Source organism: Paenibacillus swuensis (genome assembly GCF_001644605.1).
Lineage (GTDB): Bacteria > Bacillota > Bacilli > Paenibacillales > DY6 > Paenibacillus_N > Paenibacillus_N swuensis.
This window is the reverse complement of sequence record NZ_CP011388.1, coordinates 2,275,988-2,288,691: the sequence shown is the minus strand read 5'-3', so window position 1 is coordinate 2,288,691 and position 12,704 is coordinate 2,275,988. Positions and strand designations below refer to the sequence as shown.

Genomic DNA, 12,704 nt, shown 5'->3' with positions numbered 1-12,704 from the left:
ACAACTGTATTATAATAAATTTGTTCTAATACAACTGTGTTATTAAAAGGAGCTGAAATCGGTTATGATTGCCGCCGTCATTATCGCCTGTGAGATCGGGTTCTGGGTGTTCGTTCTGGCAGGTCTGTTCTGCCGTTATATACTTCAATACCGCAAGCTGGGAACGGCCTTGTTGTATTGTACCCCGCTGGTCGACCTGGTGCTGTTGATCGCCACGGTCATTCATCTAAAGAACGGTGCTACCGCGGATATTATGCACGGGGTAGCCGCCATCTATATCGGTGTTTCCGTTGCCTACGGACACCGGATGATTACCTGGGCCGACCAGCGCTTCGCTCATCGGTTCGTGGGAGGTCCGCCTCCGGTCAAGCCGCCGAAGCACGGCAAGGAACATGCGAGCCATGCGCGCAGCAGCTGGTACCGCCACTTGGCGGCCTGGACGATCGGCAGCGCTTTACTCCTGCTGATGATCTGGTTTGTCGGCGACGCGGAACGCACGGAAGCGTTAGGCGTCACTTCCCAGCGATGGGCCTTCATCTTGGCCATTGATTTCTTCATCAGCTTCAGCTATACCTTGTTTCCTCGTAAAGAAAAGAAGCAGGCCGTCTCCTAGGAGATCAAGCCTGCTTTTTTCAACCAATCCTCAGCTACTTTCCGCGCATCCTGACCATCCAGATCCACTTTTCCGTTCAACTCCGCCATGGTCCGGTCATCGATCTTATTCGCCAACAGATCAAGAACCTCCGCCAATTCGGGATGTTTCTCAAGTGTATCCTGACGAATAATCGGAGCCACAAAGTATGGAGGGAAGAACTGCTTATCATCCTTCAGAACTTTTAAATTAAACTTCGCAATACGCCCGTCGGTGGAATTCGCGCTTAGCACATCCGTCGTCCCTTCTGAAACAGCGCTGAAGGTGAGACCGATATCCAGCCCCTTGATTGCCTTGAAGTTCATATCGTAAACTTTCTTTAAGCCCTGGAAACCGTCGGAACGCTCCAGAAACTCGGGTGTACCTCCGAACACCAGCTGCGGTGCAGCCTTCGCCAAATCCGTGAAGGTTTCGATTCCCAGCTCCTTGGCTCGTTCCTCTCCCATTGCCATCGCAAAGGTATTATTGAACCCTAACGGCTTCAGCCATGTAACCCCGAATTCTTTCTCATATGCGGATTTTACCGCATCGTATGTCTTCTCCGGAGGTCCCATAATCGGCTTCTTCTGGAGAACAGAGGTCCATCCTGTACCTGTGTACTCCGCATACACATCCACATCGCCTCTTACAATGGCGTCATGGGTTACGGAAGAACCGCCGAGAAACGGCTTCCGCACGACGTCCAGGTCGGTCTTCTCTTCGATGAGGGATGCCATGAGATGCGTCAGAATGTCTTGCTCAGAGAAGTTTTTGCCTGCAACGACAACCGAATTTTCTCCGGAACCGCCGCTTCCGACTAGCCCCTTGGCTAAACTGAACACCAACAGCACGCCCAACACAGCCATAAAAGCCAGCTCAACGCCTCTGCGGAATTTCGAGGAAGGCTTCGTGCCTTTACGAATGCCTTTAGGCGTGACCGCTTGCTCCATCCGGGCCAGCATATAATCGAATACGATCGCAAGCAGGGCCGCCGGAATCGTACCCGCCAGGATCAGCTCCGTATTAACGGTGGAGATTCCGCGGAAAATCAGATCCCCTAAGCCTCCGGCCCCTACCAGCGAAGCAAGCGTAGCGACGCCGATCAGCATGACGGTAGCCGTTCGGATGCCCGCCATAATGACGTTTAACGCCAGCGGAAGCTCCACTTTAAACATGACTTGCAAGCTCGTCATCCCCATACCGGTTCCCGCTTCTTTAATCGGCTTGTCCACGTTCATAATTCCCGTATACGTGTTTCTCAGAATCGGTAACAGCGCATACACGGTAAGCGCCACAATCGCAGGAGCCATACCGATGCCCAGTATCGGGATCATAAAACCCAGCAAAGCCAAGCTTGGAATGGTTTGGAATAACGAAGTTACCCCGATGACCGGACCTGCCAATCTAGGCGCCCGCGTCAATAAAAGGCCAAGCGGAATCGAAATTACTATCGCGATCAGCAAGGCGATAAATGAAATTTGAATATGTTCCAAGGTAGCTTGAATAATCTCATCTTGTCTACCTACAATGACTTCCCAAAGATTCATGATGACCTCCAATTACATCTGCTTCAACAATGCGTCCACTAAGCTTGAATTTGTTACCAATCCGACCAATTGTCCTTCAGGGTTAACTACAGGCATATTGCTTAAACCGTATTGCTTCATCATCTCGACGGCCTCTGTTACGCCGCTTCCCACCGGGACCGTCTGAATATCAGCCCGCATAATTTCCTGAACGGACAAGTCTTCGTTGCGATACTGCTCTTCGAGCATCTCCTTCGTCACAATTCCCTTGAGCACACGGTTCTTGTCCGTGACCATCAGACTGTTTACGCGGTTCTGCTTCATCACCTTAGCCCCGTGGGCAAGTCCCCGCGACAAGAATACCGTCACCGGATTCGTGATCATCACGTCCTCCACATGGAGAACCTCGGAATCATGCAATCTTCCTTCCCCGATAAAAGAGCGAACGAATTCATTCTTCGGTCTGCGCAAAATACGGTCAGGCGTATCCGCCTGAACAATTTCACCGTCTTTCATGAGAATAATGCGGTCCGCGATTTTAAGAGCCTCATCCATATCATGAGAGACAAACACAATCGTTTTCTTCACTTCTTCCTGCAGCCGGATGAGTTCATCCTGAAGCTGCTCACGGCTGATCGGGTCCAGCGCGCTGAACGGCTCGTCCATCAGTATAATCGACGGCTCCGCCGCCATCGCCCGGATAACGCCGATCCGTTGCTGCTGCCCCCCGCTTAACTCCGCAGGATAGCGGTCGCGGTATATGTCCGGATCCAATCCGACCATCGACATCAATTCATCAATGCGTTGTTCGTAATCCTGCTTGCTCATACCCTTCAGCTTGGGCACGATCGCTACATTGTCCTTAATCGTCATATGCGGAAACAATCCGATCTGTTGAATGACATAGCCGATGCTTCGGCGCAATTCAACCGGATTGATGGTGGAAATATCCTTGCCATCCACTAAAATTTGTCCTGATGAAGGTTCAACAAGCCGGTTTATCATCTTCATCGTAGTCGTTTTCCCGCATCCGCTGGGTCCGATCAGGGTCACAAGCTCTCCCTCTTTAATCTCCAGATTAATTCCCTTCAGGGCGGTGGATCCGTCGTTATATTTTTTTGTAACATTCTTGAATTGGATCAACTTGCGCACCTCGTTTACTAGTGATTAGAATGAACTTCTCTCCTAAGTTGCTTTAGCTACATATTCTACCCATTATTTACTGAAGTGAATCTGAATAACCTTTGAGAAACAAAAAGACTCCCCTAAGCGGAGAGCCTGTTCTACAGCGGTATAAAGTTAAATTCTCATCTGATCTTCCCGCCATTGCCGGATGGCTTCGCGAATCGCTTTCGGATCCAATTGTTCCGTTACCGCGCGTACGCACAGAGACGGGAATTCCGAATCTCCGGCATTACGCAGGGCGATGATCTGTGATTTCGTTAGCTTTGGATTCAATTCTTTCCCCGTTAAACGGTAATGACGGAACTGCTCCTCGATCCGGATAATCCGGTCTTGTGTTTTCGTGGCGTAATAACGAATCAGCCCTACCGCGAAAACCAGACATATACTGATTCCCAAAATCAACAAAGGCAGTCTCAACGGTTTCTCATCTCCGATGGCATCAACCAACTGTATAACCGAGAACACGGACACGATGATCGTTAAAGGTACGGTTACAAAATGATATCTGCTGTCAAATCTTAAAAATTTTCCCTTCTCTTGTCCGCTCACTTTCACAGACCTCCTCTAGATTTCTGATCTCATACGACCCAAAGTTTACCACATATTTCTTGATAAAAGGGAAAGAAAATCAACCCTCCTACATGTAAAAAAGGAAGTCTGCTATTCGCAAACTTCCCATAATAAACCATTAAATTACTAGGTAATACTTCATCATTCTTTATAACATTACTTTTAATATGACAAAGAAATACAAAGTATTACCAAGTGATGCAATCACTTAAAACCCTTACCACGCAAGGACTTGGCTAGATCCATGAGTCGATATCATCTTCGTCAATATCGTCTTCAGGCGCCAATTCGGGCGTTGCTGCCTGTTCAACTTCGGCTAAATCCTCAGAAGATGCGTCTGCGTCGACACCTCCGGATGCTGCCGAAGCTTGTCCCGCCGCAACCTCTTCACGAGCGGATCGAAGCTCTTGATCGGCAGCTTGCATACTGAGAATATTTCGTTCCATCGGAATACACGTCTGCAGATTTCGGACACCATTCTGCACGACTTCGATCTCGATCAGATAACGCAGCGAATCCATCAGGTTCGTCTGCGCATTGATCCAACTCATGACCGCGGGATCTTCGGTTTTCTTCGTCTTCAAAGAAATGTTATCGCCGGGTTGCTTCTGTTTCTTCACGCGTGTCACCTTCCGGTTTCCGCCTGCTCAGCCGCTTTCGGTTACGCTTGAACGGGCTGCGGCAGCGTCGCTTTATTTTTCAATGCTTCATAGATCTTGCCGCGGACGAAGGAGTCCAGCCCCAACGCATTCAATTGCACCGCGTAATCGGCCGGAATGTAGAGCAATTGGATCTCGCGCTCCACACAAAGCTCTTCCAGCTGCGGATACAACATGGACCGCATGAGGATGCTGCCGCCGCCGTAAACGCAGATCAGATCGATCTCGTTGCGGGCTTTGGTGAGCTGACGTTTCACATTTTGCACAATTTGCCGGGATTGGCTTTCCATCGGTCTCTTCAACGTCTTTAACGCGCGCGCGTTGTACTTGTGCTTCGGATTCTTGATGACATCGCTGAAGAACTGGCGCGGGCTGTCCGGCAGATGGATCAAACGGTTGAAATCACCCAGCGCTTCTTCAATCGCGTAACCTGCCCCGTGGTGGCTGCCGTGCACGAATTGACGCAGGAATTTATTGCCTTCCGTAATCGGATACTCTGTCGAGCCGTCGCCGATATCCACATGCAGAATGCGCTTGTCCTTGAAGTAGTTACCGTTAAACTTCTTGTCCAACCCGTACTGTTCCGCGAACTCCTTAAAGATTTCGCCTTCTCTCCAATGACCTGCGGTATCTTTCTGTAATGCAAAGATCACAGGAGTCGCTTCCGGCACCACTTTGGCAAACGGGAATACAATCTTCACCGCTACCCGATGGATGCCGAGGTGTACCGTCACATGATGTGTGCCGGACGTGAACCGCTTCTCGAATTTCGCCGAAGTTTCGTCCGTGTGTTGGGTTACAGGCAACGCTGTCGCCATGTCCACTTCCACTTCGATATGATCCGGCACCTTCTTGTCTTCCTCATATGCCTTCTGCACCGCTACGGCCGCGATCTGGGCCAGGGTGTTCACAACCGGTAAATCCATATCACATTTCAGATCAATGCCGATCTGCAAGTTATCCAGAATCTCTCCGCTTTCTAATGCAAAAGTACCGACATAATACATACCCGGACGGGCTGCCGGAGAATCGACGGTCACGACCAATTGTTCCTGCAGGTTTCGGATAAAACTCTCGGGTGTCTGTTCTTCGCTCCACGGAAGCTCGTCCACCGTACAATTTACATTCGGTTGTTGAACCAACCGGCCGTCAATAATCATATCGTGCTCGCTGTTTCCGTTATCGTTTCCTACGAAAAAGTGGTAATTCATGAAGTCTTCCTCCTTTTATGTACAACTATAAATCTAGTTACGGTATTACTCTGCCATACATAGTAAGGTTATTCAACCCGTCATCGTCCCTATTTATGTGTTAATCGTTACCAAAACTGTGTCAAATCAGGCGAAATCTTGGCTGTTTTTGTTGTAAAAGAAGAAATAAAAGTCTTGGGGCCGGCATATATGTTCATACCACTAAGAGAATAGCTTCAAAGGCCCCGGGGCATTCCATCCTGTGAACCTTTGGAGAGCTCCAGCGGTATTGTAAGGTAGTTGTTATTCAAGTACCATTGTACGGTATCATGGATCGTCTGTCGAAGTGGTCGAAACGTGAGTCCTAATTCCCGCACGGCTTTCGCGTTACTTGTTCTCTTCATCTCGGTCATAACTCGAAGCTCATCCATAGATACATCGGTTTCCTTGCCGAAAAGAGAAGCCATCCTTTCGTTCAAATATGTTGAGAAGAAGACCATGGGGATAGGAAAGCGCCGAGGAGAGGGAATGCCGGACACACTATTCATGATTCCGAACAATTCTTCCAAACTTGTGTAATGGCCCGAGATAATGTACCGTTCTCCCCCGCGACTTTTTTCGGCAGCCCTCAGCATGGCAAGTGCTACGTCGCGGGCGTCGACAACGTCGATTCCCGAACGGAACGTTCCCGGGACCTTTCGGTGCAAGAAATTCAAAGTTAACTGACCGCTCCCCGTCGGAGCCGCGTCCCCCGGTCCGAACATCCACGCCGGAAGTACCGTTATGATAGGAATGTCATGTGTTTTTGAAAATGACTCAATCGCACGATCCGCAACAATCTTGCTTTTGCCGTAAAGATTTAACGCTTCTTCCGGCGCTAACAGATCCTCCTCATCGCTAACAGTTCCGTCCTTACGTTTACGAATAACTGCATTCGTACTCGTATGTACGATTTTCTTTATCCCGTAATGCTCTGCAAGTTTGAAGAGTCGCAAGGTGTTGGTCGCATTTACTTTCTCGAGATTTGTCCAATGGTCTCCCCTACGGAACGTTTCACGGAAATAAGCGGCCGTATGAAATAAAAGATCGCAACCTTCCATTTGATTCGCCCAGGAATCTACATCCATCATATCCCCTACAACGATTTCTACCGATAAGCCTTCAAGAAATCTTTCCGCCTTGTGAGCTGAACGGGCTAATGCACGTACTTCATACCCCATTTCAAGCAAGAGTCGAACCAAATTTCCTCCTAATAGTCCCGTGGATCCCGTAACAAAAGCTTTCATAAAAAAACCTCCTTATTATATTTTATTTATCAATAAATAAATTATTGATGAAAAAAAAGGGCTGCTTAGGAAGCAACTAGTCTTTTTTTGTGTGAACCATTAGCTCGTCAAGATGCAACACTTCCGCCACCACATGGAATTGCCCCTTAGCCATAAAGCGCGTCGCCTCTTCCTCTGGCCGAGAGATGCCAGCATCTTGAAATTTGGCGGAAATCGTTCGGTGAATGTTTCGATATATAGTACTCATGTAATCGCGGATTTGCTCCTCCGCAATCGCGTGCGCCTGCATGACCATTAAGATTTCATTACGGTGACTTTCCATAATTGCTTGGAAAGAACGCCCCATATTCTGAATAATTAAATCAGCGGACCCATCGACTTGCGAAAAAGCTTCCGCAAGCCTCATCACCGCCCGATCGAGTACGGCTTTAAACAACTCCTCCTTATTTGCGAAAAAGTGAAATATATAAGGTTGTGTGACGCCAGCCGCTCTTGCGACTTGAGCCGTCGTGGTCTTATAGTATCCCAACTCTCCAAACAGGGCCACCGCCTGCTCGATAATAAGTTCTCTCTTGTCGATTTTAATCATCTTCGCCTCTTTATTTATTTATTTATTGGTAAATAAATAATAAGATGCTTCTTCCTTTTTGTCAAGCTTACACATTCACATTGTAATTCAACCGGAGCTCGTCGCCAGGGAATCCCCTAATTCCCCAATTGGATTTGGGCGTTTCAAAAATCGTTATTTCGATATCTTGAGGAAAAATTTGTAGTTCTATTTGAATGCGTTCAAAGAGCAAATGAATGAACTGTTTTTTCGATTCCACCGAACGCCCTTCAAAAATGCTGAGTTCGATGACGGTGTAAGCTTCGGTACGTCCAGGTGCGAATAGAAAATCTTCTTTATCCATCGGAAAAAAACGGTGGAATTTTTTGTCTGGGGGCAGTTTGAATGCCTCGACCACACAAGAATGGATTACCTCAGATAATCTTTCTTTAATAGGGTTCAAATGTTCCCTAGAACCGAAAATTTTCACTTGAGCCATGCTCCTCATCTCACCTTTCTCTTCTCAGCCTTTCTCAGTTAAATCATATCCAAATAATAACATAATGAACCAGCGTTAATCTATCAAATATAAGTTTTTCTCTTCCCATTGTTCACCCAGCCAAGCACCTTGTGACACTAGCTGTCTTTGCAAGTCGTATACGTTTATCTCGCGGGAAGCCGACTTTCCTTCCTTCGTCAGCATAGCCGCGGCCGTTCCGGCTGCCTCTCCCATCGCGAAGCAATTCGGCATCACCCGCGTGGAGCCTTGCGTAGCGCGGTCGGTCGAGATCGCGCGTCCCGCGGTAATCACATTCTCGATGCCGACAGGCAACAGCGCACGGTACGGGATGCCGTGGGATTGCCCCGGCGGCAAATGCACCATCGTCATATCGCTGGTTGGCTTCGCCATATGGATATCGATGAAATAGGCGTTGCGGGCGATGTCATCCGGGAAGGATACACAGTTGAGGAAGTCCTCGGCGGTAACCACGTAATCCCCTACAATTCTGCGGCTTTCCCGGATTCCGATCTGCTCGCCCGTAGCCATTAACACCGCCTGTTCAAAGCCCGGAACGGTGCGTTGTAACCAATCTACGATATGATGGACTAACGCGCGTCCTTCCACCGCCCCGCGGGTCAAATCCTCGGCTTTGGATCCGTCGATGCCGAAGATATGCCCGAAATTGAAGCCTGCCGTGTTGTTGTTATGCCAAGAGATGCCTGCCCAATCCCGGACGACGCGAAGTTCTCCGCTTGCGATCCCCCTCCGAATAGCGTGTTTCAGATCAAGTCCGATATCAGCCGTGTGTTCGGCAAACTTCAATCGATCCAGATTGCCCAACTGGAAGCACATCGTCCCCGGCTGCAGTTCGCCTTCGTCCCCGCCTTGGGTCAAGACGCCTCCGGCCGCATGTACGATATCCGCATCGCTTGTACAATCGATGTAGATCTTGCCTTTGACCGCCTGTGTGCCCGACTTGTTCTGAATCAGCACCGCCTCCACCTTTCCGTCCGTCTGCAAGGTCCGGCTCACAAAGGTATGGTACAGCAGCTGCACGCCCGCTTCGGCCATCTTCTCATCCAGCAATCGCTTCAGATGTTCCGCATCAATCGGCACCCAGTCCAGATTGTCTTTCCATTCCTCCTGGAATGCCGGTTCCATCCGGCTCTTCATCTCCAGCAGAATTTCGAGGCCGATCCCCCGGATTACCGGTTTCACCTCGTCGGTGAAAGGACAGTAGGCCGGCACCAGGGACACCGTCGCCATCCCGCCCAGGTATCCGCGTTGTTCGATCAGCAATACGGAAGCGCCGTTACGCGCCGCCGCCAGTGCAGCGCCGACTCCTGCCGGACCGCCTCCCGCCACCACCACATCCACTTCGGCATATACCGGCACATCCATTTGCGGCACGGATAGCATGGGGCTTGTATGCAATTTATCCACGATTATCATCCCTTCACGGCTCCGCTTGTGAGCCCTTTAATAAATTGACGTTGCAGGAACGCGAAAACGACAATGATCGGAATCATGATCATCACCATCGCCGCGAAGAATCTTGGCCAATCGACCGAAAATTCACCTTTCAAACGCAGCAACCCCGAAGGAAGCGTCTGTTTGGCGGAATCCGTTAAAAGCACCATAGGCATGAGAAAGTCATTCCATACCGACAAACCCGTCAGAATGATAACTGTAGAAATGACCGGACGTGAAATCGGCAGAATGATCTTCCAGAACGTGCCCAGCTCCGTACAACCGTCCATATAGGCGGCCTCCTCGAGCTCCTTGGGGATACTGCGGAAGAAACCGGCGTAAATAAAGATGGCCAGCGGAATCAAATGCGCGATGTAATAAAGGATAAGACCGGTGTAGGTGTTGATGAGATCTATTTTGCGATAAAAAATAAACAGGGTAACAATCGTCGACTGCGACGGAATCATGATGCCGATCAACAGGTAATTCAACAGCAATTTATTTCCACGGAAGGAGGATCTCAAGCCATAAGCCCCCATCGCCCCTAGTAAGCTGATTCCCAATACACTCAAGCCCGTTATGAAAATACTGTTCATGAAAAATTGACCGAAATTCGCCTGTTTCCAGGCCACCACATAATTATCAAGAGAAAGCGAGAATTTCAAACCTGTCGGATCATTCATAAATTGTTCGGTTGTTTTTAAGGAAGAGACGAAGACGAGCAGGAACGGATAAATAATTAACGCGCTGGTCGCCAGCAAAACCAGATACATGAGCACCCGCTCGGCGGCATGTTGAGATTTATTCATCTAGTTATCCACCTCCCGCTTCTTGAGTACAAAAGTCTGGAATAAGGAGAGAATGGCGATCGAAACAAAGAGCACCATCGATAACGCGATTCCGTAGCCGTATTTATTGTTACTGAACGCTACCGTATAGATGGCTGTGCCGATGACTTGCGTAGCATTCCCCGGACCGCCGCCGGTGAGGACGAAGACATGGTCGAACTGTTTCAGACATCCGATCATGGACAGCATCAGGTTAATCGTCAGCGCAGGCGCAATGAGCGGGAACGTGATATTGCGGAACTTGTGCCAGCGGTTCGCTCCGTCAATGCCGGCGGCTTCGTACAGATCCTTGGATATATTCTGCAAGCCGGCCAGATAAATAATCATGGAGTAGCCCATGTAGTTCCAAACCATGACGAAAATGATCGCGTACAGCGCCGTATTCGGGCTCCCCAGCAGATCCATATTCGCAATTTGCGTCAGACCGAACGCGTTAAAGAAGATTTTCCAGGACCCGATGACCGGATTCAGAATCGTCGACCAGATAAAGCCTACTACCGCGGTGCTGATCAACGCCGGGATGAAGTACACCGTACGAAAGAAAGCTACCCCTCGAATCTTCTGATCCAGGAGAATCGCGAACAAGAGCGCCAGGGCGTTCTGAAGCACCATAACAAGAACGGTAAAGATCAATGTGTTTTTTACCGCGGTATAGAATAAACTGTCGTCCAGGATCGCCTTGAAATTGTCAGCTCCCACGAAGGTTACGTCAGGGGAAAACCCGTCCCAATCCGTAAACGCGTAATAGAACCCGCTCATCGCCGGGTAGAATTGAAATACCGTATAGATCAGCACCGCCGGCAACAGGAAAATCAGGAGATTCAACTTTTTGGTTCTCTGCACGTTCTTCCCTCCCTATAATGAGCTGTAGCGGGGGAGAGGCTCCCCCGCTACGGCATTCATGTTGATTATTTAATTTCTTTATCCTGCTCCGCTTGAAGGGTTGCCGCTGTCTTGGCAGCGTCTCCGCCGCCGGAAATCATCTTCTGTAATTCAGCCGCCAATACGTTCTTCATCGTTCCGGAGATGAAAGCGATGTTGATTTGGGAACCTTCCGCTTCAAACAAAGGCTCAACCAGTTTCACATCAGGGCTGAACGTCAGTTCAACGCCCTTGACACTGCACAGGAACTTGATGTTATTCGCGTATAGCGATGCATTCTCGGGCTGGGAAACATAATCCAGGAACGTAAGCGCCGCTTCTTTATGCTTCGAGTTCGCGCTGATCGCGGTGAAATTCCCCGCCGCGTATGCGGTTTTCACCGTTTGGCCTTTATCGTTGCCCGGTGGCAGGAACGCGCCTACTTCAAACGCCGGCTTATTGTTGGTCACTTTATCGATTGCCCAGGATCCGCTGATAAACATGGCCGCTTTCCCTTGGTAGAAAATCTGATAAGCCTGATCTTCACCAGTTCCGAGCGCGCCGTCTTGGAAGTATTTCTTGTCTACAATCGTCTTGAATTTCTCAAGCGCGGCTACGGACTTCGCATCGGTCCATTTCGCTTCGCCTTTGCCAAGCTTGGAGTACCATGAGGTATCTTCGGACAGAAGGCTCAGGTAAGGCATGCCTGCCAGCAGATTTACCATCTGCGCGTCTTTAGCCGCCATGGCGATCGGAGCGACGCCTTTCCCTTTCAGCGCTTCGCTGACCGCCAGGAATTCTTCCCAATCCTTAGGCTCCGTCAGGTTGTTCGCTTTGAATAAATCCTTGTTGTACCAGACGGTCAGGACGTTGCGGGACATCGGTACCGCGTAAGTCTTGCCTTCCATCTTCGTTTCCGTCAGACCGGACGGATCGAACCGATCCAGAAACTTCTGATCCGAGAGGTCCATCAGCTGATTGGCCGCGGTCAAGGTATAGAAATCAGGGCGCTTCGGCGTGACGATATCCAGATCTTCTCCGGCCGTAAACCTTGTGCGGATAACGTCGGAATAGCGCGCGTCCTCCACTTGCTCCCAGTTAACTTCAATCGTAGGGTTATCCTTGTGAAACTTAGCCAGAAATTCCTCAGGCTTCACACTGTTCGTTAATACTTTCAACGTAACTTTTTCCGCTGTTTTGTCCGGTGTATCCGCCTTATTCGCATTCGTTTCATTGGCTTCGTTATTCCCTCCGCCGCAAGCAGCTAGAGACAAGCTAAGCAGCACCGTTAATGCCGTAAGTGTAAACCGTTTCTTTTTCATCTGACCTGACCCCTTTTCTATAATTGGCAGCGTTTTCTTGTTGTTGGTTCCCATTATAAAGCGTTTTCTTTTACGCCAAAAGGAGACAGTTTGGTCATTGCAGTAAA

At 49.3% G+C, this 12,704-nt stretch carries 13 protein-coding genes; 1 reads left to right on the top strand and 12 read right to left on the bottom strand.

Going from position 1 to position 12,704, the window contains the following annotated elements:
• The first annotated feature begins 64 nt into the window (after positions 1-64).
• On the top strand, positions 65-613 hold the full coding sequence (locus tag SY83_RS10025) for a hypothetical protein (protein WP_068606118.1): 549 nt from the start codon (positions 65-67) through the stop codon (positions 611-613).
• Here SY83_RS10025 and SY83_RS23645 read toward each other — a convergent pair.
• The 12 genes from SY83_RS23645 to SY83_RS09965 form a co-directional block, all read right to left on the bottom strand.
• Positions 610-2,178 (bottom strand): glycine betaine ABC transporter substrate-binding protein, encoded by a 1,569-nt coding sequence (locus SY83_RS23645; RefSeq protein ID WP_068606117.1) that lies wholly within the window; start codon positions 2,176-2,178, stop codon positions 610-612. The two genes, SY83_RS10025 and SY83_RS23645, sit on opposite strands and share 4 nt — an antisense overlap.
• A 12-nt stretch (positions 2,179-2,190) precedes the next feature.
• Positions 2,191-3,300: an ABC transporter ATP-binding protein gene (locus SY83_RS10015; RefSeq protein WP_068611026.1), complete on the bottom strand. Its 1,110-nt coding sequence runs from the start codon at positions 3,298-3,300 to the stop codon at positions 2,191-2,193.
• Positions 3,301-3,456: 156 nt separating this feature from the next.
• Entirely contained in the window at positions 3,457-3,891 is a 435-nt protein-coding gene (locus SY83_RS10010) for a DUF6526 family protein (protein WP_068606116.1), read from the bottom strand.
• A 257-nt stretch (positions 3,892-4,148) separates the two neighbouring features.
• Complete coding sequence (locus SY83_RS10005) at positions 4,149-4,532, bottom strand: hypothetical protein (RefSeq protein ID WP_068611025.1); 384 nt, start codon at positions 4,530-4,532, stop codon at positions 4,149-4,151.
• 41 nt (positions 4,533-4,573) lie between these two features.
• Positions 4,574-5,782 (bottom strand): ParM/StbA family protein, encoded by a 1,209-nt coding sequence (locus SY83_RS10000; RefSeq protein ID WP_068606115.1) that lies wholly within the window; start codon positions 5,780-5,782, stop codon positions 4,574-4,576.
• A 215-nt stretch (positions 5,783-5,997) separates the two neighbouring features.
• Complete coding sequence (locus tag SY83_RS09995) at positions 5,998-7,047, bottom strand: NAD-dependent epimerase/dehydratase family protein (protein ID WP_068606114.1); 1,050 nt, start codon at positions 7,045-7,047, stop codon at positions 5,998-6,000.
• A gap of 76 nt (positions 7,048-7,123) precedes the next feature.
• Positions 7,124-7,636 carry a TetR/AcrR family transcriptional regulator gene (locus SY83_RS09990; RefSeq protein WP_068606113.1) on the bottom strand — a complete coding sequence of 171 codons (513 nt, stop codon included), beginning with the start codon at positions 7,634-7,636 and terminating at the stop codon, positions 7,124-7,126.
• A gap of 67 nt (positions 7,637-7,703) precedes the next feature.
• A complete protein-coding gene (locus SY83_RS09985) occupies positions 7,704-8,093 on the bottom strand; it encodes a tautomerase family protein (RefSeq protein ID WP_068611024.1) in 390 nt (129 codons plus the stop codon).
• Between the two features lie 75 nt (positions 8,094-8,168).
• Entirely contained in the window at positions 8,169-9,539 is a 1,371-nt protein-coding gene (locus SY83_RS09980) for an FAD-dependent oxidoreductase (RefSeq protein ID WP_331710001.1), read from the bottom strand.
• A gap of 5 nt (positions 9,540-9,544) precedes the next feature.
• Complete coding sequence (locus SY83_RS09975) at positions 9,545-10,375, bottom strand: carbohydrate ABC transporter permease (protein WP_068606112.1); 831 nt, start codon at positions 10,373-10,375, stop codon at positions 9,545-9,547.
• The gene (locus tag SY83_RS09970; protein WP_068606111.1) at positions 10,376-11,257 is read right to left on the bottom strand and encodes a carbohydrate ABC transporter permease; all 882 of its coding nucleotides are present in this window, start codon (positions 11,255-11,257) and stop codon (positions 10,376-10,378) included.
• A 65-nt stretch (positions 11,258-11,322) separates the two neighbouring features.
• Complete coding sequence (locus SY83_RS09965) at positions 11,323-12,597, bottom strand: ABC transporter substrate-binding protein (RefSeq protein WP_068606110.1); 1,275 nt, start codon at positions 12,595-12,597, stop codon at positions 11,323-11,325.
• Positions 12,598-12,704 lie beyond the last annotated feature (107 nt).

Excerpts from the sequence above, each read along its gene's own strand:
- SY83_RS10025 (WP_068606118.1), top strand. The coding sequence starts at position 65 with ATGATTGCCGCCGTCATTATCGCCTGTGAGATCGGGTTCTGGGTGTTC.
- SY83_RS23645 (WP_068606117.1), bottom strand. The coding sequence starts at position 2,178 with ATGAATCTTTGGGAAGTCATTGTAGGTAGACAAGATGAGATTATTCAA.
- SY83_RS10000 (WP_068606115.1), bottom strand. The coding sequence starts at position 5,782 with ATGAATTACCACTTTTTCGTAGGAAACGATAACGGAAACAGCGAGCAC.
- SY83_RS09995 (WP_068606114.1), bottom strand. The coding sequence starts at position 7,047 with ATGAAAGCTTTTGTTACGGGATCCACGGGACTATTAGGAGGAAATTTG.
- SY83_RS09990 (WP_068606113.1), bottom strand. The coding sequence starts at position 7,636 with ATGATTAAAATCGACAAGAGAGAACTTATTATCGAGCAGGCGGTGGCC.
- SY83_RS09985 (WP_068611024.1), bottom strand. The coding sequence starts at position 8,093 with ATGGCTCAAGTGAAAATTTTCGGTTCTAGGGAACATTTGAACCCTATT.
- SY83_RS09975 (WP_068606112.1), bottom strand. The coding sequence starts at position 10,375 with ATGAATAAATCTCAACATGCCGCCGAGCGGGTGCTCATGTATCTGGTT.
- SY83_RS09965 (WP_068606110.1), bottom strand. The coding sequence starts at position 12,597 with ATGAAAAAGAAACGGTTTACACTTACGGCATTAACGGTGCTGCTTAGC.